Annotated in this window: 24 protein-coding genes; 13 read left to right on the top strand and 11 right to left on the bottom strand. The window is 71.7% G+C overall.

The window, feature by feature from the left end; genetic code table 11:
- Positions 1–11: 11 nt before the first annotated feature.
- On the bottom strand, positions 12–197 hold the full coding sequence (locus tag ACZ56E_RS04195; protein ID WP_471210809.1) for a hypothetical protein: 186 nt from the start codon (positions 195–197) through the stop codon (positions 12–14).
- A gap of 107 nt (positions 198–304) precedes the next feature.
- Positions 305–1228, bottom strand: coding sequence for a LysR family transcriptional regulator (locus ACZ56E_RS04190; RefSeq protein WP_468606300.1), 924 nt, complete (start codon positions 1226–1228; stop codon positions 305–307).
- A gap of 152 nt (positions 1229–1380) precedes the next feature.
- Here ACZ56E_RS04190 and ACZ56E_RS04185 point away from each other — a divergent pair, with 152 nt between their 5' ends.
- Positions 1381–1770, top strand: coding sequence for a VOC family protein (locus tag ACZ56E_RS04185; protein WP_398304865.1), 390 nt, complete (start codon positions 1381–1383; stop codon positions 1768–1770).
- 10 nt (positions 1771–1780) lie between these two features.
- Here ACZ56E_RS04185 and ACZ56E_RS04180 read toward each other — a convergent pair whose 3' ends face one another.
- Positions 1781–2545, bottom strand: coding sequence for a ZIP family metal transporter (locus tag ACZ56E_RS04180; RefSeq protein ID WP_471210805.1), 765 nt, complete (start codon positions 2543–2545; stop codon positions 1781–1783).
- Positions 2546–2739: 194 nt separating this feature from the next.
- Between ACZ56E_RS04180 and ACZ56E_RS04175 the strand changes: the two genes are divergently transcribed.
- Genes ACZ56E_RS04175 through ACZ56E_RS04165 form a run of 3 tightly spaced genes read left to right on the top strand, consistent with a single transcriptional unit; the run spans position 2740 to position 6270 of the window.
- Positions 2740–3978: a lycopene cyclase family protein gene (locus tag ACZ56E_RS04175; protein ID WP_471210802.1), complete on the top strand. Its 1239-nt coding sequence runs from the start codon at positions 2740–2742 to the stop codon at positions 3976–3978.
- Between the two features lies 1 nt (position 3979).
- Positions 3980–4708: a class I SAM-dependent methyltransferase gene (locus tag ACZ56E_RS04170; RefSeq protein ID WP_471210799.1), complete on the top strand. Its 729-nt coding sequence runs from the start codon at positions 3980–3982 to the stop codon at positions 4706–4708.
- Positions 4705–6270: an FAD-dependent oxidoreductase gene (locus tag ACZ56E_RS04165; RefSeq protein WP_471210797.1), complete on the top strand. Its 1566-nt coding sequence runs from the start codon at positions 4705–4707 to the stop codon at positions 6268–6270. The genes ACZ56E_RS04170 and ACZ56E_RS04165 overlap by 4 nt, the downstream gene beginning before the upstream one ends.
- Before the next feature lie 58 nt (positions 6271–6328).
- Here the strand turns inward: ACZ56E_RS04165 and ACZ56E_RS04160 are convergent, their stop codons facing one another.
- The 4 genes from ACZ56E_RS04160 to ACZ56E_RS04145 are packed head-to-tail and all read right to left on the bottom strand — an operon-like array spanning position 6329 to position 11263.
- Entirely contained in the window at positions 6329–7393 is a 1065-nt protein-coding gene (locus ACZ56E_RS04160; RefSeq protein WP_471210794.1) for a DUF5914 domain-containing protein, read from the bottom strand.
- Complete coding sequence (locus tag ACZ56E_RS04155; RefSeq protein WP_471210792.1) at positions 7390–8430, bottom strand: phytoene/squalene synthase family protein; 1041 nt, start codon at positions 8428–8430, stop codon at positions 7390–7392. The genes ACZ56E_RS04160 and ACZ56E_RS04155 overlap by 4 nt, the downstream gene beginning before the upstream one ends.
- Positions 8427–9959, bottom strand: a complete 1533-nt coding sequence (locus tag ACZ56E_RS04150; protein WP_471210789.1) for a phytoene desaturase — start codon at positions 9957–9959, stop codon at positions 8427–8429. Before ACZ56E_RS04150 ends, ACZ56E_RS04155 begins: the two co-directional genes overlap by 4 nt.
- Positions 9956–11263, bottom strand: coding sequence for a polyprenyl synthetase family protein (locus ACZ56E_RS04145; RefSeq protein ID WP_471210787.1), 1308 nt, complete (start codon positions 11261–11263; stop codon positions 9956–9958). Before ACZ56E_RS04145 ends, ACZ56E_RS04150 begins: the two co-directional genes overlap by 4 nt.
- Before the next feature lie 225 nt (positions 11264–11488).
- Between ACZ56E_RS04145 and ACZ56E_RS04140 the strand changes: the two genes are divergently transcribed.
- The 4 genes from ACZ56E_RS04140 to ACZ56E_RS04125 all read left to right on the top strand — a co-directional run bounded on the left by ACZ56E_RS04140 (position 11489) and on the right by ACZ56E_RS04125 (position 15318).
- On the top strand, positions 11489–11818 hold the full coding sequence (locus ACZ56E_RS04140) for an STAS domain-containing protein (protein WP_468606315.1): 330 nt from the start codon (positions 11489–11491) through the stop codon (positions 11816–11818).
- Positions 11819–11904: 86 nt separating this feature from the next.
- Entirely contained in the window at positions 11905–12342 is a 438-nt protein-coding gene (locus ACZ56E_RS04135; RefSeq protein WP_471210784.1) for an NfeD family protein, read from the top strand.
- Positions 12343–12401: 59 nt separating this feature from the next.
- Complete coding sequence (locus ACZ56E_RS04130; protein WP_471210782.1) at positions 12402–13502, top strand: SPFH domain-containing protein; 1101 nt, start codon at positions 12402–12404, stop codon at positions 13500–13502.
- A 397-nt stretch (positions 13503–13899) separates the two neighbouring features.
- Positions 13900–15318 (top strand): PP2C family protein-serine/threonine phosphatase, encoded by a 1419-nt coding sequence (locus ACZ56E_RS04125; RefSeq protein ID WP_471210780.1) that lies wholly within the window; start codon positions 13900–13902, stop codon positions 15316–15318.
- A gap of 50 nt (positions 15319–15368) precedes the next feature.
- Here the strand turns inward: ACZ56E_RS04125 and ACZ56E_RS04120 are convergent, their stop codons facing one another.
- Positions 15369–16856 (bottom strand): DNA-binding protein NsdB, encoded by a 1488-nt coding sequence (locus ACZ56E_RS04120; RefSeq protein ID WP_468606322.1) that lies wholly within the window; start codon positions 16854–16856, stop codon positions 15369–15371.
- Between the two features lie 234 nt (positions 16857–17090).
- Here ACZ56E_RS04120 and ACZ56E_RS04115 point away from each other — a divergent pair, with 234 nt between their 5' ends.
- Together ACZ56E_RS04115 and ACZ56E_RS04110 are read left to right on the top strand one after the other, a co-directional pair.
- On the top strand, positions 17091–18278 hold the full coding sequence (locus ACZ56E_RS04115; protein ID WP_468606324.1) for an aminoglycoside phosphotransferase family protein: 1188 nt from the start codon (positions 17091–17093) through the stop codon (positions 18276–18278).
- 183 nt (positions 18279–18461) lie between these two features.
- On the top strand, positions 18462–19295 hold the full coding sequence (locus ACZ56E_RS04110; RefSeq protein ID WP_471210777.1) for an alpha/beta hydrolase: 834 nt from the start codon (positions 18462–18464) through the stop codon (positions 19293–19295).
- Positions 19296–19606: 311 nt separating this feature from the next.
- Here ACZ56E_RS04110 and ACZ56E_RS04105 read toward each other — a convergent pair whose 3' ends face one another.
- Positions 19607–20080, bottom strand: a complete 474-nt coding sequence (locus tag ACZ56E_RS04105) for a DinB family protein (protein WP_471210774.1) — start codon at positions 20078–20080, stop codon at positions 19607–19609.
- On the bottom strand, positions 20077–20760 hold the full coding sequence (locus ACZ56E_RS04100) for an SAM-dependent methyltransferase (protein ID WP_471210772.1): 684 nt from the start codon (positions 20758–20760) through the stop codon (positions 20077–20079). The genes ACZ56E_RS04105 and ACZ56E_RS04100 overlap by 4 nt, the downstream gene beginning before the upstream one ends.
- A 154-nt stretch (positions 20761–20914) precedes the next feature.
- Between ACZ56E_RS04100 and ACZ56E_RS04095 the strand changes: the two genes are divergently transcribed.
- Entirely contained in the window at positions 20915–21538 is a 624-nt protein-coding gene (locus tag ACZ56E_RS04095; protein WP_471210769.1) for a helix-turn-helix domain-containing protein, read from the top strand.
- A gap of 43 nt (positions 21539–21581) precedes the next feature.
- Positions 21582–21857 carry a hypothetical protein gene (locus tag ACZ56E_RS04090; protein WP_471210766.1) on the top strand — a complete coding sequence of 92 codons (276 nt, stop codon included), beginning with the start codon at positions 21582–21584 and terminating at the stop codon, positions 21855–21857.
- A gap of 10 nt (positions 21858–21867) precedes the next feature.
- Here ACZ56E_RS04090 and ACZ56E_RS04085 read toward each other — a convergent pair whose 3' ends face one another.
- Positions 21868–22170: a winged helix-turn-helix transcriptional regulator gene (locus ACZ56E_RS04085; RefSeq protein WP_471211541.1), complete on the bottom strand. Its 303-nt coding sequence runs from the start codon at positions 22168–22170 to the stop codon at positions 21868–21870.
- A 234-nt stretch (positions 22171–22404) separates the two neighbouring features.
- Between ACZ56E_RS04085 and ACZ56E_RS04080 the strand changes: the two genes are divergently transcribed.
- On the top strand, positions 22405–22716 hold the full coding sequence (locus ACZ56E_RS04080) for an EthD family reductase (RefSeq protein WP_471210763.1): 312 nt from the start codon (positions 22405–22407) through the stop codon (positions 22714–22716).
- The last annotated feature ends 15 nt before the right edge of the window (positions 22717–22731 follow it).

Genomic DNA, 22731 nt, shown 5'->3' with positions numbered 1-22731 from the left:
CTGATTACCCTTCAGCCCTTCTTCGGCCGTGGCGTCGGGGGCGACAGGAGCACCCCGCCTTGGCCACCGGCGAGGGCCAGTGCTGCGCACTCGCGGCTGTCACGGTAAAAGCCCTGGCTTTCGCCCGGGTCGAGGGCCGCTTCGATGTCGGTGTCCGAAACCTTGGTGCTGTCCCGGAGCTCGTACTCGTTCGTCATGCCATCATCCCCTAGGAAAGGAAATGTCTGCTTCCACTTCCAGTGGACCGCAGCCGTCCACATCACGCAACTGGCGCAAAAACGGCAATGACATACAACTTTCAAGCTCATTCCGGCCAGTTCACCGGGCCGGGGCCGGGCGCGCACTGCACGCCGGTAGTTCCACCCACCCCCACCAGCGCGAGAAAAGCTGCGGCCGCGGGTGACGGCGCGAACCGGCTCCAGACCAGCCGCTCCACTCGTACGGGCCCGTTGGTGACCGGCACGCTCCGCAGGCCGTGCAGTTCGACGGAGAACAGCGCGGGCAGCAGGGCGACGCCGAGTCCGTGGCGGACCATCCGGGCCATGAGCTCGACGCCGGACACCTCGAAGGCGACCTCGCGCCGCAGCCCTGCCGCCGCGAACGCCTCGTCGGACTGGGCGCGCGCCGCACTGCCTTCGGCGAAGTCGACGAACACCTCGTCGACGAGGCGGCGCAGGTCCACCTCCTTCTCCGCGGCCAGCGGGTGCTCCGGCGCGACCACGGCGACATGCTGCCCGTGGGCCAGTTCGTGGTCGCGGACGCCCTGAGGGCGAAATCCCGGCTGTACGCCGAGGAATGCCGCGTCCAGCGCGCCTTCGCGCACCTGCTCCACCAGCCGTTCACTGGAGCCCGCCCGCAGTGTGATCCGCACGTCCGGATAGCGCAGGCGGTAGTCGCGCAGCACCGCCGGCAGGTCGACGGCCGCGACGGTGGGAATCGAGCCGACGGTCAGCCTGCCCCGTATCTCACCGGTGGCCGCCGCCACTTCCGCCCGGGCCCGCTCCGCCGCCTCCAACGCCTGCCGCGCGGCGGGCAGGAACGCCTCCCCCGCGGCGGTCAACCGCACCCGGCGACTGGTCCGGTCGAACAGCCTGGCCCCCAACTCCTTCTCCAGCTTGGCCACTTGGTGACTCAGCGCGGACTGGACGACGTGGCACCGCTCGGCCGCGCGGGTGAAGCTCGCCGTCTCCGCCACGGCGAGGACGTAACGCATCTGCTGGAGATCCATCGATCCATCGTGATCCACGATGGATCGGATGACAAACATGCGTTGGACCGATGGATCTCCGCTCGGCGATGCTGAAGTCACCAACGGGCCACGGCAGTCACCGGCCGGCCCGCCCCCGGCACCCCTGGTGCCCCGACCGCACGGAGACCCTCATGCGCGTGATCGCCTTCGACCACCTCGTCCTCAACGTCGCCGACATCGAGCGCTCGCTCGCCTTCTACACCGGCCCCTTGGGACTGGACCCGGTGCGGGTGGAGGAGTGGCGCGCGGGCCAGGTCCCCTTCCCGTCCGTGCGGGTCAGCCCCACCACCATCATCGACCTCGTCGAGGGACCCGACGGCGAGCCGAAGGGCTCCAATGTCGACCACATCTGCCTCGTGGTGGAGCCGCTCGACTGGCAACAGGTCATCGACTCCGGCGTCTTCACGGTCGTCGACGGCCCCGGCAAGCGCTTCGGCGCCCGGGGCACCGCGATCTCCCTCTACGTCCAGGACCCGGACGGCAACACCGTTGAACTGCGCTGGTACCCGGAGGAGGACTGACCGACGGCTCTCAACCCGCGTGGGAGAGCGCGAAGGAGACCAGGAAGCCGCTCACGGTGATCAGCCCTATGGCCAGATGCGTGTCCTCGAACGCCTCCGGGATCATCGTGTCGGCGACCATGGCGAGGATCGCCCCGGCGGCCACCGCAGTCACCGCCGCGATGACGGAGGTCGAGAAGCCGCCGACCACGGCGTAGCCGAGGACCGCGGACACGGCGCACGCCGCGGCGATCCCTCCCCAGACGCCCAGGACGTACATGCGGCCGCGGCCGGCCCGCTTCATGCCCACCGCGCTCGACAGCCCTTCGGGGACGTTGCTGAGGAAGACCGCCGCCACGGTCACCAGACTGACCGCGCCGCCGTCGAGCAGGCTGACCCCGATGACCGCGGACTCCGGCACCCCGTCCAGCAGCGCCCCGAACGCCAACGCCGTTCCCGACCCGGCCTGTTGCGCCTCCGAGGGCTGGGCCTGGGAACTCCGGTGACCCGAGCGCTTGCGGTGCCGGGCGCCGCGCCGCGCCAGCCACGCGTTCCCCGCGGTGTAGGCCGCGGCGCCGCCCAGCGTGCCGATGACCGCGGGAGCGAGCCCCGCCTGCTCGTACGCCTCCCCGACCAGTTCGAAGGAGACAGCCGAGATCAACACCCCCGCTCCGAAGGCCATCACCGTCGCGACGAGCTTCTGCGGCACCCGCAGCCCATATCCCACTCCCGCTCCGAGCAACAGCGCGGAGCCCGCCACGAGTCCCCACAGTCCAGCTTGTACGACGTCTGCCATGCGGGTCCGTGTACCCGACACATAGGCCGTCACGCTCGTGCACTGACGACACACGGCCCCCATTCACCCGTGATGGTGAGATTCGCCCGCGGTGGTGCATCCATGTGGCGATCTCGTACGGAATGCTGTGCACAGCACGGCGAATTCCAGGGTGCGCGGCAAAGTGACCGGCGAGACGACCGGCGAGGGGGTTCATGCTCGACACGCAGATCGCCATCGTGGGGGCCGGCGCGGCCGGGCTCTCACTGGCGTATCACCTGGCCGGCGGCGGCTCCGGTGGCCGGACGCCCTCGGTGGTGCTGATCGACGCCCCGGCAGGCCCCTTGAGGCCGGCCGAACGCACCTGGTGCTTCTGGGAGGAGCCGGGCGGCGCGTTCGACTCCGCCCTGTCGGCCGCCTGGGACACCCTGCGGGTCAGAGCCCCGGACGGCGCCGCCGTCGCCGCTTCCCCCGCCCCGCTGCGCTACAAGATGCTGCGCTCCACGTCCTTCGAATCCCTCGTCGGCGACCGCCTGGCCGGCGAGGCGAACGTGGTCCGGCTCGACGGGGTCGTCGAGGACATCCGCGAACTGGACCGCGGCGCCGAGATCCGCCTGCGTCCCCCGACCGGACAGCCCCACGCGCTGCGGGCCCGGTGGGTGTTCGACTCCCGTCCCCTGCGGGTCCTGCCACCGGGGCGCACCACGCTGTTGCAGCACTTCCGCGGCTGGTTCATCACCACTGACCGCCCGGCCTTCGACCCGCGGGTCGCGGACCTGATGGACTTCCGCACGCCGCAGCCCGCACACGGCCTTTCCTTCGTCTACGTCCTGCCCATGAGCCCCTGTCAGACCCTGGTCGAGTACACGGAGTTCTCCCGCCAGGTCCTGAAGGACGAGGAGTACGACGCCGCGCTGCGCCGCTATCTGACACACGAACTGGCCCTGGAGCACTACGAGGTCACGCGGGTGGAGCACGGCGTCATCCCCATGACCGACGCGCGCTTCCCGCGCCGCACCGGCCCTTCCGTCTTCCGCATCGGCACCGCGGGCGGAGCCACCCGGCCCTCGACCGGATACACCTTCGCCGCCGTCCAGCGGCAGGCCCGCGCCATCGCCGCCGCCTGCCACCAGGGCCGGAACCCCCGGCCGCCCGCCGCCCACTCACCCTGGTCACGGGCGATGGACGCCGTCCTGCTGCGGGCCCTGCACACCGGACGCGTGAGCGGGGCGGAGTTCTTCACCGGCCTGTTCCGCCAGGTGCCCATGGAGCGGCTGCTCCGCTTCCTCGACGGACGCACCACTACCCGCGAAGACCTGTCCATCGGGCTGCGCACCCCCGTACTTCCCATGCTCCGCACAGCCCTCGAACTGCCTCTGCTGCCCAAGAACCGCACCACTCTCGCCCGCTCCCCCGGCACGACGGGCCGCCCAGCCGACCGGAAAGAGAACTGAGATGACCGTGCTGCGCGACGACAGCCTGTCCGCCGCGTTCGACCACGCCGCCCGCACCTACGACCGGCTGGTCGCCGTCAACCCCGGCTACCACGCCCACCTGCGCCGCTCGGCCCGCCGACTGCGGCTGCCCCGGGGCGGCGCCGGACTGCGGCTGCTCGACCTGGGCTGCGGGACCGGCGCCTCCACCGCCGCCCTGCGCCATGCCGCCCCGCTGGCCGAGATCGTCGCCGTCGACGCCTCACCCGGCATGCTGGCGCACGCAGCGGCGAAGGCGTGGCCGCCCACCGTCACCTTCGTGCAGGCCCCCGCCGAGCGGCTCGAAGAGGCGGGCGTACAAGGGCCGTTCGACGCGGTCTTCGCCGCCTATCTGTTCCGTAACCTCGCCGACCCCGACGTCGTGCTCGCCGCGGTCCGCGCCCTGATGGCACCGCACGGGCGGCTGGCCGTGCACGAATACACCCTCAGCGGCCGTCCGGTCGACCGCCTGGTGTGGCGTGCTGTCTGCAAGGCGGTGGTGCAGCCCGCCGGCACCCTGACCGGCGACGGACCCCTCTACCGGCACCTCTTCCACAGCGTGACCGGTTTCGACACGGCGGACGAGTTCGCCGCTCGTACGCGCCGGGCCGGCTTCTCCGGAGTACGCGTCCTGCCGATGCCGGGCTGGCAGACCGGCATCGTGCACACCGTGCTGGCCTTCGCGGGCGCCTCCCACGAGGACGTGCGGTGAAGCGGCGCACCACGTCACCGGACGGGTCGGCCCGCCGCGGCCTCGACCGCCGCGCCCAGGTGTGGCAGGCACCCGCCGGCCGGTCCCGCCCTGCGCAGGGCCCGCCGCCCACGGCGGCCGTCGTGGGCGGCGGCCTGGCCGGACTCGCCGCCGCCACCGCCCTGGCCGAACGAGGCGTCCAGGTCACCCTGTTCGAGCGCGACGACCAGCTGGGCGGCCGCCTCGCGGGGTGGCCGGTCGAACTCGCCGACGGCTCCACGGCGACCATGACCCGCGGCTTCCACGCGTTCTTCCGCCAGTACTACAACCTGCGCGGCCTGCTGCGTCGGGTGGACCCCGGCCTCGACACGCTGACCCGGCTGCCCGACTACCCGCTGTGGCACAGCGCGGGATACCGCGACAGCTTCGCCAAAGTGCCGCGCACACCGCCCTGGAGCGCCCTCGGCTTCGCCGCGCAGAGCCCCACCTTCGGCGGGCGCGACCTGGCCCGCATGAACCCCCGCGCCGCCCTGCCGCTGATGGATGTGCGCGTACCCGACGTGTACCGGCGGCTCGACCGGCTCAGCGCGCAGGAGCTGCTGGAGCGCATCCGCTTTCCCCGAGCCGCCCACCACCTGGCGTTCGAGGTGTTCTCCCGCAGCTTCTTCGCCGACCCGCGCCGGCTCTCGGCCGCCGAACTGGCCCTGATGTTCCACATCTACTTCCTCGGCTCCAGCGAGGGCCTGCTGTTCGACGTGCCGCAGGAGCCCTTTCCGGCGGCGCTCTGGGAGCCGCTGGCCGCCTATCTCACCGGCCACGGCACGGACATCCGCACCGGGCACGCGGTGGAGAACGTACAACCCACCCCGGCAGGCGGGTTCCGCGTCACCACCCGGAACGGCGAGACGCGGCACGACAGCGTGGTGCTCGCCCTCGACACGGCCGGTCTGCGGCACGTGGTCGCCCGGTCGCCCGGGCTCGCCGACCGCGCCTGGCGGGAACGGATCATGCGGCTGCGGACCGCCCCGGACTTCCTCGTCTCCCGCCTCTGGCTGGACCGGCCCGTCGACCCCGACCGCCCAGGGTTCCTGGGAACCAGCGGATACGGCCCGCTGGACAACGTGAGCGTGCTGGAACGGTGGGACGGCGAAGCCCTGCGCAGGGTCGCCCGCACCGGCGGCTCAGTGGTGGAACTGCACGCCTACGCCGTCCCTGAGGGCATCGACCGGATCGCGGAACAGGACCGGCTGCTGACCCAGCTCCACCGCGTCTACCCCGAGACACGCGACGCGAAGATCGTCGACGAGCGTCACGAATGGCGCGGCGACTGCCCCCTGTTCGCGGTGGGCACCTACCAGGACCGGCCCACGGTACGCACCACGGACCCGGCCCTGACCGTCGCGGGCGACCTGGTGCGCACCGACCTTCCGGTCGCTCTCATGGAGCGGGCCGTCACCTCCGGTTTCCTGGCCGCGAACGCGCTGCTCCAGCGCTGGGGCCTGCGCGGCCAGACCCTGTGGTCGGTCCCGACCCGCGGCAGGGTGGGCGCCCTGCGGGCCCTGAACCGGCTGGTCGGCACCTGAGCCGAGCCGGACAGACCCGCGTGAGCCGGAGGCCGTCAGCGGCAGGGATCGCTTCGCTTCAGCCGGGAAAGCGGCCGGTGCTGCGCAGAGCCCAGCGCCGCTCCGCATAGGCGATGTCGTCGCGCCACAGGCGCGCCGCCGCCGCCCGCATCAGCGGTCGCAGCGCGGAGGCGGTGGCCTGGGCGACGAGGAAGCCCGGACGGTCGGAGGTGGCGATCACCGCTTCGACGACGGCGGTCCGGGGCCGCCCGGCGCCGGCCGCGGTCAGGGGAGTCGCATGGGTCTCCACGACCGAGCCCGCGCCTTCGCCGTGGGTGATGTGCATGACGACGGTACGGGGCTCCGGTGCGGTGAAGACGGCCCGCACCGGCACGACCGCACGCCCGCCCACCTTGAAGGACACGTCGACGGTGAACGCGTCGTCCTCGGGGTCGTCCTGCCCCTCGCCTTCACCGCTCAAGGGGGCCACGGTCAGATCGACGAAGGAGTACGGGTGGAACCAGGCGCCGTGCCACGGGTCGAGGCGGTTGGCGACGACGTCCTCGGGTTCGCAGCGCCCGCTCGTGGTGACCACGGTCGCCACACTCCTCGCGAGCTCCGGGCGCACGGGCAGCACGGGCCGGTCCAGCGCCTGTTCGCCGCCGACGTCGTCGAGCCGGACCCAGGTCAGGACACCGTCGTCGTACGTCGGATACGGCTGCCAGGCCCCGAACGGCCCGCCGTCCAGGGCGAGTCCGTGCCAGTGACAGATCAACGTGCCGCAGCGCACCGGGCTGTCCTTGAGCGGGGCGCCCAAGTGGGGGCAGGCACCGGGGCCGGCCCGCAACGCCCCGTCGGCGCCGCGCCACACGACGATCTCCAGGCCCGCGACGGTGCGGCCCAGAGGCCGGTCGTCCCGGATGTCCCGGGTGGCGCCGAGCACGTACCAGTTGCCGGACGGGCGGCTCTGAGCGCGTTTCGACGCCGCGGCGATCACGGCGGGCCTCGCTTCGCGCCAGGTCGGGCGCTGGTGTTCCCAGGCCACGGGCCGCCGGCGCAGCCGCAGGGGGAAGCGCCCGGTTCCCTGTGTGCCACGTGCTCCAGGTGTGCCGCGTGTTCCACGCGGGCGTGAGTCACCGGTCATACCGGCTCCTTCGGGGACGGTCGGCGGCGCACGCCGTGGGTGAGGTGCGGTGGTGTGTGTCCGGCCGGTTCGGGCGACGGCGGCGGCGGTCCGCCGCCGTTCAGGCGGTGGCGCAGCCGGGCCGCGGCGAGCCGGCACAGACCGTCGCAGGCGACGGTGGCGCGGCGCCGGCGCGGGACGACCGCCCTGCGGTGCAGGACCGCGTACCCGTCGTCGGCGACGGCGTCGAGGATGGCGCCGTACAGCACGAAAGCGGTGCGGATGCAGGGGCGTGAGACCGGATCGAGCATGGCGAGACCGGGTGCGGCCATGCGGTAGACGTCTCGCGTCAGGGCGGCGGTGGCCTTCAACGCCGCGGTGATCCTCGTGTCCCGTCGGCCGGTGGCGCGGCTCCAGTGCAGCAAGCCGCGGTCGACGCCGTGCGCGGCGAGCAGCTCGCCGGGAAGGTAGGTGCGGCCGCGGTCGAGGTCCTCGCCGACGTCCCTGAGGAAGTTGGTGAGTTGGAAGGCCGTGCCGAGTGCGGCGGCGTGCGGGGCTGCTTCCTCGCGGGGTACGACGGTTCCCAGGACGGGCAGCATCTGCAGGCCGATGACGGCGGCCGAGCCGTGCATGTACCGCTCGAGGTCGTGATAGGTGGGGTATTCGCTCACTTCGAGGTCCTGCCGCATGGACGCCATGAAGTCGGTGAAGTACTGGGGGTCGATGGCGTACCGCCGGGCCGTGTCGGCCAAGGCCGCGGCGACGGGTTCGCTGCTCGTGCCCGTGCGCATCGCGTGGTCCAAGTGGTGCTGCAGGCGTCGTAGTGCCGCGGCCCGCTCGGCCGGTGGGGCCGTGTCCGCCAGGTCGTCGACGATGTCGTCGGCCCAGCGTGCGAAGCCGTACAGGGCGTGGACGGCGGGCCGCCGTTCGATCGGCAGCAGCCGGGTGGCCAAGAAGTACGTCTTTCCGTGGCGGGCGTTCAGGCGGCGGCAGTGGGCATAGGCGGAGCGCAGCACGGGGTCGGTGATGGCCGCGGCGTCCAGTTCCCGGGTGCTCATCCGGCTCCTCCCTCGGCGGCGTGTCCGGGCGAGGTGAGGTGGGGCGAGCGGCGGGGGCCCGCGATGCGTGCGGCGGCCAGCTTGCCGGAGAGGAGGACGGTCGGCACGCCGACTCCGGGAGTGGTGCCGCACCCCGCGAGGACCGCGTTCTCCGTGCCCCGCACCAGGTTCCGGGGCCGGAAGGGGCCGGTCTGCGCGAAGGTGTGGGCGGCGGAGAACGGCGTGCCGGCGGCGTGTCCCTGCGCCGTCCAGTCGGCGGGAGTCACCAGGCACTCCGCCTCGACGGCCTCGGCGATCCCGGTGAGCCCGCGCCGTTCCAGTGCGGCGAGGAGGCTGTCCCGGTAGCGCGGGGCCAGCTCCCGCCAGTCCTTGGCGCCGGGACCGATGTCGGTGTTGGGGCACGGGGCGAGTACGTAGTGCAGATGGCGTCCGGGGGGTGCCAGGGCGGGGTCGGTGGCCGTGGGGCGGGTGATGAGCAGGGACGGGTCGGTCATCAGGCGGCCGGTGCGGGTCAGTTCGTGGAAGGTGCGCTGCCAGGCGGCCCCGAAGGAGATCGTGTGGTGTGCCAGGTGGGGCCAGGTGCGGGCGCTGCCGAAGTGCAGGACCACGGCGGACGGCGAGTGCCGCAGTGGCCTCGGGCGGTACGGGGTGCGGCCCAGCAGTTCGTAGGTGACGGTCAGGTCGGGCGTCAGGACGACGGCGTCGCAGGGGATGCGTTCCTGGTCGGTGACGACGGCCGTGATCCGCTGGCCGGTCCGCTCCAGGCACCGGACGTCCTGTCCGTACCGGAAGTCGGCGCCCGCCCGGGTGGCGGCGTCGGCCATGGCCTGCGGCAGGGCGTGCATGCCGCCGCGCGGGAAGTAGACGCCGGCGACGGTGTCCATGTAGGCGATGACCGCGTACGCGGCCAGGGCACGGGCCGGGGGGACACCCGCGTACAGCGCCTGGAAGGAGAAGACGCGTTGCAGCCGCTCGTCGGAGATGAAGGAGGCGATGCGTGCGTCCAGGCGGCCGAAGCCGCCGAGGGCGGCGAGCCGCGCCAGGTCGGGGGTCAGGAGCTCCAGGGGGGAATCGAAGTTGGTGTCGATGAAGCGGCGCATCTGGAGCCGGTAGAGGCGCTCGAGCCAGGCCCGCAGCCTCCTGTATCCCAGGGCCTGCCGCGCGCCGGCGAAGCGTGCGATCTCCGCTTCCATCTCGTCGGGCCGGGTGTGGACGTCCAGTGAGCTGCCGTCGGCGAACCGGGCGCGGTAGGCCGGGTGCAGGGGGATGAGGTCCAGGTGGTCGCGCATGTTCTGGCCCACCGCGGCGAAGGCGTCCTCGACGATGTCGGGCATGGTCAGGACGGTGGGGCCGGTGTCGATCCGGTAGCCCGCCCGGAGCAGCAGTCCGGCCCTGCCGCCCGGGTGCCCGGCGCGTTCGACCACCGTCACCGCGCGTCCACGGCCCAGCAGGTGCAGGGCCGTGGACAGGCCCGCGAGTCCGGCGCCCACGACCACGACGTGGTCGGTCGGCCCTGGCACGGTCTTCATAGGCTCCCGCCTTTGGTACAGGGTTCTTCCGGGGCGGTCGGCGGGCCCGGTCGACGGGCCGCGGCCGGTCGTGTCATGCGGGGCTCACCGGCCGGGGTCGGGCCGGTCACGCGGGGCTCATCGGCCGGGCTCGGGCCGGTCACGCGGGGCTCATCGGCCGGGCTCGGGCCGGTCACGCGGTGGAAGAGCGCACGCAGCCGCTGTTCGGCGTGGGGGACGAAGGCGCCGGCGGCGAGATGCCGGTTCGCCTGCCCGACCAGGTGGCGGATCTTGTCCTCGACGATCGCTCGCGCGCCGGTCGTCACCAGGGCCTCCCGTACCTTGTCGACGTCGTCCTCGTCCAGGCGCGCTCTGCCGACGCAGGATTCGAGGAGGGTCAGCACGTCGCGGTCCGCCGTGGCCCGGGCCCTGGCGGTGGCCACCGCCAACAGGTACGTGCCCTTGCCTTCACGAATGTCGTCTCCAGAGGGTTTGCCGGTCTCACCGGGCTCGCCGAACGCACCGAAGAGATCGTCCCGCAGCTGGAAGGCGATTCCGGCACAACGACCCGCCGAACACAGCGCTCGGGTGGTCGCCTCGTCCGCGCCGGCCAGCGCCGCGCCGACGGCCAGCGGACGCTCCACCGAGTACAGGGCGCTCTTGAGCGAGGCCATCCGGACGGACCTGCCCATCGACCGGGAGCCGGTGACCTGCCCGTGCAGGTCCAGGTACTGGCCGGCCACCATCTCGGCGCGCATGGACTGCCACAGTGCGCGCGCCCGGGACGCCTTCGCCGCGTCGAGATCGGTCGACGCCATCACGTCGTCGGCCCAGCTGAGCGCCAGATCCCCCACGAGGATGGCGGCCGCCTCGCCGAACGGCTCGCGCGGCCTGCCCGCTCCGTGCGCCGCGTGCCGGCCCGCTCCGTGCGCCGCGTACTGGTTCCGGAGGTCCACGTGGACGGCGGCTCTGCCCCGCCGCAGCGGTGACCCGTCCATGACGTCGTCGTGGACCAGGGCACACGTCTGGATCAGCTCGAGGCCCGCGGCGAGGCGGAGGGCGGCCGCCGCCTCGTCGACGCCGGCGCCGCCCGCACACGCCCGAAGACCCCACCAGAGGAACTGGGAGCGCATGCGCTTGCCGCCCCGCAACGTGAAACGGGCCACCCGTTCCGCGATGTCCTCCGCGAACGTGGCGTCGATGGCCCTGGCTTCCACGATCCGTTGGCGAAGGATGGCCTCGAGCGTGCGTCCCACCGCCGCGGACACGTCGGTGTCGATTCCGCGGGCGCTCTCCAGACCCAGGGTGTTCTGCCCCCTGTGCATTGCACGTCCTCTCGGCCATGTGATCGATACAGGGCTACAGAACGCTTCGCTCCGGGAGCGCCGAGCGGATGCACGTGAAATTCCGAATGCGTGTGGATTCCCTGAGGCGCGTGCTTCGGCGGCCCGGGGGTACTCGGGCCTTTCAGCCCCCCCTCGGGATTCCGGCGCGGTGGGAAAGGCTGTCGAAAGGGGAACGTGATTTCGGCTCCGGACGAAAGTACGCGGTTGTGTACGGAGACGGTTCTGCTGGAGAAGCAGTGCGTAATCCTCCTCACCGGCGAGATCGACCTGAGCACCGTCGGCACGCTCTATGAAGCGGTCCGCGCCTGCCTGGACGCCGGCCCCACCCGCGTCCTCATAGACCTGCAAGGGGTGCTCTTCTGCGACTGCGTGGGCCTCCGCGCCCTGTTGCAGGCCAAGGATGAGATCCTGCGCGCCGGTGCCGACTTCGGTATGTACGGCCCCCTGCGCCCCCTGGTCGCCCGCCTCGTCGAGCGCACGCGCACCGCCGAGCGGCTCGGTCTGGTCTCTGCCGCCCCCGAAGAACAGGTGTGAGCACGCACGGTCCTGGGAGAAGCCTGTTCCGCCCGGCGTTCCCGGAGGTAGTTTTGTAGATAAGTCCCCCGAGGGAGGCTGATCCGATGCCGTGGCTCGCATGGCTGGTCGCCGCCGCCGCGCTGGGCGCCGCGGAGTTCTTCACCCTGACTTTGGCCTTCGGACTGCTGGCGGGTGCCGCGCTGGTCGCCGCCGTGGTCTCCGGTGTGGGCATCGGCATCGCGGGCCAGCTGGTGGCTTTCGCCGCGGCGGCGGCAGGCGGCCTCCTCGTCGTCCGCCCGGTCGCGCTGCGTCACATGGCGCAGGCCCCTCTCACGCACGAGGGCAGCGATGCCCTGATCGGCAAGCGGGCCGAGGTGATGCGGGAGGTCACCGCGTCCCACGGATTGATCAAACTCTGCGGCGAGGAATGGTCCGCCCGCACCCTGGACGAAAGCCATGTGATCCCGGCGGGAGCACTGGTGGATGTCATGGAGATCGATGGCGCCACAGCCATCGTCTATCCCCGCGAGCTCCTTCCGTGAAGGGCTGCGACTCGCGAGCTCCTTCAGCGAACAGCTGAAACTACGGCAATGGAGGAAGTGTGGATCCGGTCGTCATACCGATTCTCGTGGCGGCGATCGTCGTCGTCTTCCTCGTGGCTGCCTCTGTGCGCATCGTCCCGCAGGCCCGCCGCTACAACATCGAGCGGTTCGGCAGATATCGCCGGACGCTGCAGCCGGGCCTGAATCTCGTCCTGCCGGTGGCGGACCGCGTCAACACGAAACTCGACGTGCGGGAACAGGTGTATTCGTCGCAGCCCAAGCCGGTGATCACCGAGGACAACCTCGTGGTGAACATCGACACCGTGCTCTATTACCAGATCACCGACCCGCGGGCGGCGGCGTACGAAGTCGCGGACTATCTGCAGGCCATCGACCAGCTCACCGTGACCACGCTGCGCAACGTCATCGGCAGCATGGACCTGGAGGAGACCCTCACCTCGCGCGAGGAGATCAACACCCGGCTGCGCACCGTCCTCGACGACGCCACCGGCAAGTGGGGCATCCGCGTCAACCGCGTCGAGATCAAGGCCATCGATCCGCCGAACACCATCAAGGAGGCGATGGAGAAGCAGATGCGGGCCGAGCGCGACAAGCGCGCGGCCATCCTGCACGCCGAAGGGGAGCGGCAGGCCAAGATCCTCACCGCGGAGGGCACGAAGCAGAAGGACATCCTGGAGGCCCAGGGCACACAGCAGGCCATGATCCTGCGGGCGGACGGCGAGGCCAAGGCGGTGGAGCGCGTCTTCCAGGCCGTCCACCGCAACAACGCCGACCCGAAGGTCCTGGCGTACAAGTACCTGGAGACGCTTCCCCACCTGGCGAACAGTGACAACAACACGTTCTGGGTGATCCCGGGCGAGCTGACGGAGGCTGTCCGCACCGTCACCACGGCCTTCGGCGATCACTCGACGACGGGTCTTCCCGAGACCACGCGCCCCGCCGAGGCAGCCACGGCCGAGGCCGGCGAGGCGCCCGCCGAAGGGAGCGCGGAGCTCGAGGCGGGTTCGCCGCTCTCGCTCGACGCCGCCGCGGCCGCCGACGAGGTCGCCAAGCAGGCCGCCGCCGCGGTGAACGACGCCAAGGCCGAAGCCGAGGCCGCGCGGTCACCCCAGACGCCGGGCCGGGGACAGAAGGGATAGCGGGCAGCGGTACGACCAATTCGCGCCGTTCTGAAGCCCCAACAGGCGCCATTCGTACGGGAGTTCGCGCGACGAACACGTCCCGAGAGGTGGATTTGAGCGGACCGCGTCCGACTCGGGGAGCCGCTGCCATGTGTCGCGGCACGTACGGTCACCCCTCACCCCCGACCCACCGCCGGAACTCCATATTCCGCCCCAAGGCCCCACGCTTTCTTCACTGCTCGGCACTGGACTCCAGCCCCTCGTATCGCGTACCGACAGGACATAGGCATATGTCAGAAGCACCACCGAATCGTGTGTTGCCAAATCCCTTACGGCCCCCTCCCCGCTGTGCGAAAGTCGTTAGCGGTCCACCACCCGTCAAGTTGGTCGCACCGCACCTTCACCGGAGCACCTCATGCCGTCCCATGTCTTTGCGGACCACGCAGCCGCCCAGCCGCCCGAGCGCGGCACGGTCGACGCGCTGATCTCGCAGACACGCCGGCTCCGCGGCGAGGTCGACGCCGTGCGGCGCGACGCCGTCACCGACCACGGCGACCCGGCGGGACGCTGGCAGCGGGCCCTGTGCGACCTGGCGGTCCACCAGCTCAACGACCTCGACGACCATCTGGCGCAGCTGCGGGACGGCCCGCCGCGGGCGGGCGGGGAGCCCGCGGCACCGGCCGCCCCGATGCCCACGACATCACACCGGGGCTCCCTGCTGAGCCGGGTGGGCAGCGCCGAGTGGAACCTCCTCACCGACGAGGCCAGTTGGTCCGGCGAGCTCTACGACATCCTCGGACGCGACCCGGCCGCTCCCCCGCTCTCCCTGGACGAGCTCCCGTCGCTGGTGCACCCCGACGACCAGCCCATGCTGACCGCGATGGTCACGGACTGCCTCGTCGACGGAAAGCCCATCGACGGCGAGTTCCGCGTCCTGCGCCCCGACGGACGCTGGCGCCAGGTGCACATGATGGGCGAGCCCGTGCTCGCCACCGACGGCTCCACCGCCTCCATGTGGGCGGTCCTGCGGGACGTCAGCGAGCTGCGCCGCAGCCAGCGCGTGGTCCGCGAGAGCCGCGACTCGCTGCAGCGCCACCGCGACATCGAACAGACCGAGCACCGCCTCGCGCTCGAACTGCAGGAGGCGGTCCTCCCGCCGTGGCGCGGCTCCCTGCGGCTGCCGCACGGCGGCCCCGCCCGCCTCGACCTCGCAGGCCGGTACCTCCCCTCCTCGACCAGCGCGCTCGTCGGCGGCGACTGGTACGACGCGATGGAGCTGCCCGAGGGCCAGGCGCTGCTGAGCGTCGGCGACCTCACCGGGCACGGCGTCACCGTCACCTCCGGCATGGCGATGCTGCTCGGCGCGCTGCGCGGCATGGCCGTCACCGGCGCGCCGCCGGACCAGGTCATGGGCTGGCTGAACCAGTTACTGGACGCCACGGTCCAGCCCGCCCTCGGCAGCGCCGTCTACTGCCGCTACGACCCCGCCACACACCTGCTCACGTGGGCGCAGGCGGGACACCCCGCCCCGCTGCTGTTCCGCGACGGGACGGGGCGCACGCTGACGCCACCGCACGGCGTGCTCCTCGGCGCCACCTCCGGGGCGAAGTACGAGCAGGCCGAAGAGCAATTGCGGCCCGGGGACCTGTTGTTGTTGCACACCGACGGCCTGGTGCCGCGGCGCGACAGAGAGACGGCGACGGGCCTGCTGCTCTCCCTGGCATCCCGTCTGGCCGGTTCACGTACGGCAGAGGACTGCGTGCGGACCGTCGTCGAGGAGTTCGGCGAGGAACCACGCGAGGACGACGCCTGCCTGCTGGCCGTGCGGATCTGACGGCTCGCTTCTGACTGCTCGCTCTTGGATCCGCGAGCCCTGGTCGGTCTTTAAGCCCTGGCCGTCCTTCCCTTGGCCCCCTTCGGCAGTGCCAGCTTGATCTCCTCGCGCAGATCCTGGATCTTCGGATAGCCGGCGTACTGCGCGGTCAGCCGGTACATCTCACGCAGCCGGTCCCAGGTGCGGTGCGAGGAGTTCGCCCGCATCGACACCAGCGCCAACCGTGCGTACCTGTCGGCCTGTTCGGGGTCGTCGGCGATGAAGCAGGCCGAGGCGAGCGAGATGTAGTCGAAGATCTGCGACCGGTCGCGGTTCTTGGCCCGCAGCTCGATCGCCTCCTTGGCGTGCCGCTGCGCGGCGCCCGCCGCGGACGCCTCGTGGTCGGCGAGGGTGCGGTACGCCAGGGCCTGCATGCCGTGCAGATCCGCCTCGTCGAACATCTGCATCCAGCTCGGCGGCGGCACGTCCCCCTTGTCCGACACGAAGAGGTCCTCGGCGAGGCCGAGGGTGCGCCGCATCGCCTGGCCGCGGCCCATCGACGCGTGCGCCCACGCCTCGATGGTGTACAGCATCGCCCGGGTGCGGGGCAGGGCCTCCTCGCCCGCGCCCGACTTGGCGAGCTTCATCAGGTCCAGGGCGTCGTCCGGCTTGCCGAGGTGCACCATCTGGCGCGCGGCCCGGGACAGTGCCTCACCCGCGCGCGGGCGGTCGCCGCCCTCGCGGGCCGCGTGCGCGGCGATGACGAAGTACTTCTGCGCCGTGGGCTCGAGGCCGACGTCGTGCGACATCCAGCCCGCGAGCACGGCGAGGTTGGCGGCGACGCCCCACAGGCGCCGCTGGAGGTGGTCGGGGTGCCGGTAGGCGAGCATGCCGCCCACCTCATTGAGCTGTCCCACCACGGCCTTGCGCTGCAACCCGCCGCCGCGGGCCGCGTCCCAGGCGCGGAACACTTCGACCGAGCGTTCCAGTTCCTCGATCTCCTGGGACCCGATGGGGGCGGCCTCGTAGCGGTCGAACCCGGCGGGGTCGGCGTGCAAGGGATCTGCGATACGGGGGGCGTCGGCCTTGAGGGCCGGGTCGGTGTGCAGCCAGTCGTGCATGGCGCTGCTGAGTGCGGAGCCTGCGGCAAGCGCAGCGCCCGCGCCCACCAAGCCGCGTCGGTTGAGCATGAGGTCCATTCCCGTGAATTCGGTGAGGACCGCGGCTGTCCGCTCGGGCGCCCACGGCACGCCGTCGGGGTGCTCCACACTCCCGTCGCCACGCCGCTTCCCTGCGCGCCCGTGCCGGACCAGACCTAGATCCTCAGTGGTCACGACACGGCCGAGACGCTCGGTGAACAGAACAGCCAGCACGCGTGGCACCGGATCGCGCGGGATCTCTCCCATGTCGATCCACCGCCGCACCCGCGAGGTGTCGGTGGCCAGCTGGGGGTGGCCCATGGCCGCCGCCTGCCGGTTCACCAGTCTCGCGAGCTCCCCCTTCGACCAGCCGGCCAGGCCGAACAGGTCGGAGAGGCGGGTGTTGGGTTGTCCGTTCACGTCAAGCCCCCAGGTTCTCGGCTGAGTTGACAGTAACCGCCTGTCAGTTGCTGAGCGACTATTCGCCAGGGTTCGCCAGGGTGCGCCACATGGTGTGCCAGGGGACGCCGGGTGTCAGGTAGGAGTGCGCCACCCCGACCCGGTCGCCGCCAGGCATTCCCCAGGGTGCACCCGAAGCGATCGGGCCGGGAGGCGCACGCAACTCACAGGCACACGAAGGGATCTGTATCGCCCATGTACGCAGCATCGTCCTCCGTGTCCGCCCCGCCCCGGCCGCTCCGCCCGCGCCCCCCGGTCCACCGGGGCCGCGAGGTGCCCCCGGCACCGGGGAGCGGCCCCTATCTGGAGCCGGTGCGCCCCGCGGGCGCACTGCCCGGCGTCGGCCGCACGCCCCGCGTGCCGGGGCCCGGCACGCAACCGCTCAGCGGGAGACTCGACTTGTCCGGCCCCCAGGGGGCGCAACTGCGCACCGCGATCGCCTCGGTGCACCGCATCTGCCCCGAGTTCAATCCGGTGCAGGTGCTGCGCAGAAGCGGCCGCACCGTGCTGCTCATCGGCACGGCCGGGCGCGGCAGCGCCGTCGCCAAGTGCCTGCTCGACCAATCACCCGGCTGGGCCGAGCGGATCAGGCACGAAATAGCGGTCTACCGCTCGTTCGTCCGGCATCGCCCGCCGGTCCGAGCGCCGCGGCTCATCGCTGCCGACCCCGACGACTGCACGCTGGTGATCGAGCGGATGCCGGGACGGGTGGCGGCTCTGCTGCGGCACCCTGCCGAGGCGCCGCCGCGTGCGGACATCCGTGCGGTGCTCGGCTCCGTCTTCCGCCTCAACGAGTGGCGGCCGCCGACGGAGATGTTCGGCAAGCCGATGGACTACCCCAGGCGGATCTCCCGCTTCCACGAACTGGGTCTGCTGACGGACCGTGACATGGGCGACCTGCAGAAGCTGCTGCATGGCATCGCGCACTCGGTCGGTCACCAGGGCGGCGGCCCCCAGGCCATGTGGCAGTTCTGCCACGGTGACGCCCTCCTTTCGAACATCCTGCTCTCCCCCACCGGCCCCGTCCTGGTCGACTGGGAGCACGCCGGCTGGTACCTGCCGGGGTACGACCTGGCGACCCTGTGGACGGTCCTCGGTGACGCCCCGGCGGCGCGCCGCGAGATCAGTCAGCGGGCGCAGGCCGCGGGCCCCGCGGCGCGCGACGCGTTCCTGGTGAATCTGATGCTGATCCTGACCCGCGAGATCCGTACGTATGAATCGGCCGTGCAGCGTTCGATGCACGACTCGACCCCGGTGGCGCCGGGCCCGCCCCACCCCGGTGCCGCGCCGACCGGCGAGGAACAGCGGCTGCTGCTGAGGCGGCTGCACGACGACTGCCAGCTGGCCCGCCGGGCCGTGCGCGCGGCGGTCGGTACCCGCTGACGGGGGGCGAAGGCCCGCGGTGCGCTGTGGACAGGGGCGCGTCGCGGGCCTTCGTGCGCCTCTGGCGACTTCCGCGGGGCGCCGACACCCGGGGGGGCACGTTCCGGAACGCGTGGGCGGCGGTATCGGCCACAGTGCGGAGTCGCCCTGACGGCCGGGGTCTTCCGCCCGTAGCGTCAGGGTATGTCCGCAACCGACGCAGAGCAGATCGACCGGGCCAACACCTCCGGTCGCACGCCCGCCGTGTTCGTGCACGGCCTCTGGATGCTGGCGAGCAGCTGGGACCACTGGCTCCCGCACTTCGAGGCCGCCGGGTTCGCTCCGGTCGCCCTGACCTGGCCCGGTGAACCGGCGACGACGGCCGAGGCCAGACAGCACCCCGAGGCCGTGGCGGGCACGACGATCGGGCAGGTCGCCGACCATCTCGCCGGGCGCATCGGCACGTTGGAGCGCAAGCCCGTGGTCATCGGCCACTCCGTCGGCGGGCTGCTGACGCAGATCCTCGCGGGCCGCGGTCTGTCGGCCGCCTCGGTGGCGATCGACCCGGCACCGTTCCGCGGCGTCCTCGCGATGCCGCTGTCGACGGTGCGCTCGCTGCTCCCCATGATCGCCAACCCCGCCAATCGGAAGCGCGCCAAGCCGCTGACCTTCGAGCAGTTCCGCTACGCCTACGCCAACGCCGTCAGCGTTGAGGAGGCCCGGTCCCTCTACGAGCGGTACGCCGTGCCCGCGCCGTGCGCCCCGCCCATGCAGGCGGCCCTCGCCAACTTCAATCCCCGCACGGAGGTCAAGGCCAACTGCCGCAGCCCGCGGCGCGGTCCGCTCCTGATCGTCTCGGGCGGCCGGGACAACGCCATTCCCTGGGCGCTCGCCAGCGGCGCGTACAAACGGCAGAAGCGCAGTCCGTGCGTCACGGAGATCGTGGAGCTGCACGGGCGGGACCACGCGCTGACGCTCGACAGCAGGTGGCAGGAGGTCGCCGACGTCGCGCTGGCGTTCGTACGCCGCTTCGTGTGACTGGCGCAGGCTCCCGAACCGGGCAAAAGGTGTGTTCCAGATCACCCTGTATAGGGCACGTATCTGGAACAACAGGGGGTGGGTCGTCGTTCTGTTAAGTGTGGCTGCGGAGGGGACAGTGTCCCCGGGCCTCACCTATAGCCCATGGGGAAGATCGTTCGGCTGAAGCCCCATGGAGCCTTCCGCCGAGAGGCGACCGCCCTCCGCTCGCCACGCTTTACGGCCCCGGCTGGTCTCCCCCGTCCAGTCGGGGCTCTTTCATGCCGTCGTGGCCTCGTGGCCCTCCTGGGTGGTCTGTGTTCTCCGGCTCGTCAGCGGCCGGTGGAGCCGTCGATCTGCTCGCGGAGGATGTCCGCGTGGCCGGCGTGCCGACCGGTCTCCTCGATCATGTGCACCAGGACCCACCGCATCGAGGGCGCCGGGCCCCGGCGCGGGGGCCGCGGGGCGAGGAAGGCCAGGTCCGGGCAGGCCTCGATGACCTGGTTCGCCTGCTCGACGGTCCGCCGGTAGTCGGCGAGCACGCTGTCGACGGTGTCCTGCGCGGAGGGCCGCAGCGTCGCGCGCCAGTCGCCGGGTTCCTCGCCGAGGAAGTAGAACCGTTCGACGAACCCCAGATGCTTGAGCAGCCCGAGCAGGCTGGTGCCCGAGGGCACTCCGCCGGTGCGGACGTGCGGTTCGGGCGCGCCCGCGACCTTGTCGGCGATCGAGGTCCGCAGCTGGTCGAGGAAGCTCCGCAGCATGGCTTTCTCGGCGGTGTCGGCCCCGAGGAGTCCGGTGTCCTTCATCGCGACACTCCGTTCCGCGTGAGTCCTGCGGGTCCGCGCTGGACGAGCAGGACGTTGTCGATGACGGTGGCCGTCTCGCCGGTGGGTCCTGTGGCCCGGCGCTGCGGCATGTCGGCACGCAGGACGGACCAGTGCGCCGGGTCGAGGTCGAGGTCGGCGGCGGTCTCGGCGGGTGTGGGGTAGTGGGTGTCGGGGTCCTGGTTCCACGACCAGGGAGCGGCGGAGCCGTGGTCGACGATCAGCAGCAGACCGCCGGGCCGCAGGGCCTGGGCGGCGGTGCGCAGGACTCGGCCGCGGGGCAGGGCGAACGGGGTCTGGAAGTACTGGGCGGAGACCAGATCGAACCGCCCGGCGGGGAAACTGTCGGCCAGATCGTGCTGTTCGGTGGTGACCCGGTCTCCGACGCCGAGATCCCGGGCGCGTTCCCGCACCCGTTCGACGACGGTGGTGGAGATGTCCACAGCGGTGACGTGCCAGCCCTGTCCGGCGAGCCAGAGGGCGTCGCCGCCGGCACCGCATCCCAGGTCCAGGGCCGCACCCGGGCGCAGCGGTGCGACGGTCTCGGCGAGCAGCGGATTGACGCGCCCGCCCCAGGTGCGCCGGGCACGGTAGTGCTGCTCCCAGAACAGTTCGGCGTCGTCGTCCCCGCTCGCGGCCGGTCGGCTTCCGGTGGAATCCATGTGAGTTGCCCCTTCGTCGGCCGGCGTGCCGAGCGCGATCAGATCCGGTCCGATGCGCACCGGAAACCCCGGTGATGTACCGACAGCATCGGCACCACCCTTTCCACCCGGCAAGAAAAGTTGCGGATCCGCACTGTCGGGGCATCATCGGGCCATGAAGAGCACGGACAGCGGAATGGACAGCAAGATGGGCAGCGGGGATGACCGCACCGGAGACGTGCTGGCGGGCGTCGGGCCGCGGCTGCGTGCGCTGCGCCGGGCGCGCGGCACCACCTTGGCGGCGCTGGCGGCGGAGACCGGCCTCACGGCGAGTACCTTGTCCCGCCTGGAGAACGGCAAGCTCCGCCCCACCCTCGAACAGCTGCTGCCCCTGGCCCGGGCGCACGACGTCCCGCTCGACGACCTCGTCGCGGCGCCGCCCACCGGGGATCCGCGCGTCCACCTGCGTCCGGTGCGGCGGTCCGGTCTCGTGCTGGTGCCGCTGACCAGGCGGCCCGGTGGCATCCAGGCGTACAAGGTGATCCATCCGCCCGCCGGCCGGGCACCCACGATGAAGCTGCAGACCCACGAGGGATACGAGTGGTTCTACGTCCTCGACGGACAGGTCAGGTTCGTGCTCGGTGAGCGGGAGTTCCGGCTCGGAGCCGGCGAGGCCGCGGAGTTCGACACCCGGATCTCCCACTGGATCGGCAGCGCCGACAGCCGCCCCGCGGAGCTGCTCGCCCTGTTCGGGGCACAGGGGGAACGCGCGCACCTGGCCCCGTCGTCCGGCCACTGACCGGGGGCCCTCGTTGTCAGTGGCGGCTGGGAGGCTGGTCCGTATGGACAGCGACGACGAGCAGCTGCTGCGCGGCCGGGTCTACGGCCAGGATCACGACCACCCGGGCCCGCGCCCGGGTCAGTGCTACGCCGAGTTGGTCGGCGGCCCACTGGACGGGCTGCTGCTCGACATCACCGGCTGGACGCAGGACGACATAGCCGCCGGTGCTGCTCTCCGGACGGAGCTCGGACAGTTCGGCCACGGCGGCCGGGCGACGTACCGCCCACGTCCCGGCGCCCCGCGCCGCTTCGACTGGACGGGCGACATCCGGGGATAGGGCCGAGCCTTCACGTCTCCGTGGGCTTGGGCTCCTGAGCGTGGTGTTCCTGCTCCTGCGCCCAGGTGGTCGCCCATTCGTCGAGCGGATGGAGGGCGTGCCTGAGCGCTGTCCCCAGCCGAGTGAGCTCGTAGCCATCGGCCGAGGGGGCGATGATTCCGTTCGCCGTGAGTTCGCGGAGCCGCTGATAGAGGACGCTGGATGACAGTCCTTCGCACCGTGCCAGCAGCGCGCGGGCGCCGAGCGGGCCCGCACGCAGTTCCCAGAGAATGCGCAGCGCCCACCGTCGGCCGAACAGGTCCAACGCGGCCATGAGGGGACGGCCGGTCGTCGATCCACGAACCGGTGTTCCTGGGCGCGGTGTCGGCATGACCTCTCCTTGCGTTTCGTTATTCGAAACACTAGCATCCACCCAACGTTTCTGATTTCGAAACGAACTCGACGGGAGAGCAGATGTCGCGCATAGCCGTGCTGGACCCACCGTTCACCGATCAGGGTCGCTATGAGTCGGGCAGCCAGCTGACGCCTCTGGACGCAGGAGGTCGTCATGCATAGGACGTTGGTCCTGTACTCCGAGCCCACCGACCCCGACCACTTCCGCGACTACTACGTGAACCACCACCTTCCGCTGGTCAAGGATTGGCACGGCCCACTCGCGTGGCGCTACAGCTTCGACGTGGCGGCGCCCGAGGGAGAAGCGCCGTATTTCGCGGTCTTCGAAGCCGACTTCGCCGACGCCGCCGCCATGCACGCGGCGCGGGCATCGGCGCACGGCCAGCGGGTGGCCGCCGATGTCGTCAACTACGCCACCGGCGGTTTGGTCGTCATCCACTATCCGGTGCAGGACGGCACCGGCTGAGGCAGGCCGATTCAC

It is taken from the genome of Streptomyces sp. NPDC039480 (assembly GCF_055597165.1).
Note: the sequence above shows the minus strand (reverse complement) of the source record. Positions and strands in the feature narration are given on the sequence as shown.

What these genes read in the sequence shown, in the direction of transcription:
- ACZ56E_RS04095 (WP_471210769.1), top strand. Translation starts at nt 20,915, where the DNA reads ATGAAGAGCACGGACAGCGGAATGGACAGCAAGATGGGCAGCGGGGAT.
- ACZ56E_RS04145 (WP_471210787.1), bottom strand. Translation starts at nt 11,263, where the DNA reads ATGCACAGGGGGCAGAACACCCTGGGTCTGGAGAGCGCCCGCGGAATC.
- ACZ56E_RS04135 (WP_471210784.1), top strand. Translation starts at nt 11,905, where the DNA reads ATGCCGTGGCTCGCATGGCTGGTCGCCGCCGCCGCGCTGGGCGCCGCG.
- ACZ56E_RS04105 (WP_471210774.1), bottom strand. Translation starts at nt 20,080, where the DNA reads ATGAAGGACACCGGACTCCTCGGGGCCGACACCGCCGAGAAAGCCATG.
- ACZ56E_RS04190 (WP_468606300.1), bottom strand. Translation starts at nt 1,228, where the DNA reads ATGGATCTCCAGCAGATGCGTTACGTCCTCGCCGTGGCGGAGACGGCG.
- ACZ56E_RS04125 (WP_471210780.1), top strand. Translation starts at nt 13,900, where the DNA reads ATGCCGTCCCATGTCTTTGCGGACCACGCAGCCGCCCAGCCGCCCGAG.
- ACZ56E_RS04100 (WP_471210772.1), bottom strand. Translation starts at nt 20,760, where the DNA reads ATGGATTCCACCGGAAGCCGACCGGCCGCGAGCGGGGACGACGACGCC.
- ACZ56E_RS04080 (WP_471210763.1), top strand. Translation starts at nt 22,405, where the DNA reads ATGCATAGGACGTTGGTCCTGTACTCCGAGCCCACCGACCCCGACCAC.
- ACZ56E_RS04110 (WP_471210777.1), top strand. Translation starts at nt 18,462, where the DNA reads ATGTCCGCAACCGACGCAGAGCAGATCGACCGGGCCAACACCTCCGGT.
- ACZ56E_RS04150 (WP_471210789.1), bottom strand. Translation starts at nt 9,959, where the DNA reads ATGAAGACCGTGCCAGGGCCGACCGACCACGTCGTGGTCGTGGGCGCC.
- ACZ56E_RS04090 (WP_471210766.1), top strand. Translation starts at nt 21,582, where the DNA reads ATGGACAGCGACGACGAGCAGCTGCTGCGCGGCCGGGTCTACGGCCAG.
- ACZ56E_RS04170 (WP_471210799.1), top strand. Translation starts at nt 3,980, where the DNA reads ATGACCGTGCTGCGCGACGACAGCCTGTCCGCCGCGTTCGACCACGCC.
- ACZ56E_RS04185 (WP_398304865.1), top strand. Translation starts at nt 1,381, where the DNA reads ATGCGCGTGATCGCCTTCGACCACCTCGTCCTCAACGTCGCCGACATC.
- ACZ56E_RS04085 (WP_471211541.1), bottom strand. Translation starts at nt 22,170, where the DNA reads ATGGCCGCGTTGGACCTGTTCGGCCGACGGTGGGCGCTGCGCATTCTC.
- ACZ56E_RS04160 (WP_471210794.1), bottom strand. Translation starts at nt 7,393, where the DNA reads ATGACCGGTGACTCACGCCCGCGTGGAACACGCGGCACACCTGGAGCA.
- ACZ56E_RS04115 (WP_468606324.1), top strand. Translation starts at nt 17,091, where the DNA reads ATGTACGCAGCATCGTCCTCCGTGTCCGCCCCGCCCCGGCCGCTCCGC.
- ACZ56E_RS04180 (WP_471210805.1), bottom strand. Translation starts at nt 2,545, where the DNA reads ATGGCAGACGTCGTACAAGCTGGACTGTGGGGACTCGTGGCGGGCTCC.
- ACZ56E_RS04175 (WP_471210802.1), top strand. Translation starts at nt 2,740, where the DNA reads ATGCTCGACACGCAGATCGCCATCGTGGGGGCCGGCGCGGCCGGGCTC.
- ACZ56E_RS04195 (WP_471210809.1), bottom strand. Translation starts at nt 197, where the DNA reads ATGACGAACGAGTACGAGCTCCGGGACAGCACCAAGGTTTCGGACACC.
- ACZ56E_RS04155 (WP_471210792.1), bottom strand. Translation starts at nt 8,430, where the DNA reads ATGAGCACCCGGGAACTGGACGCCGCGGCCATCACCGACCCCGTGCTG.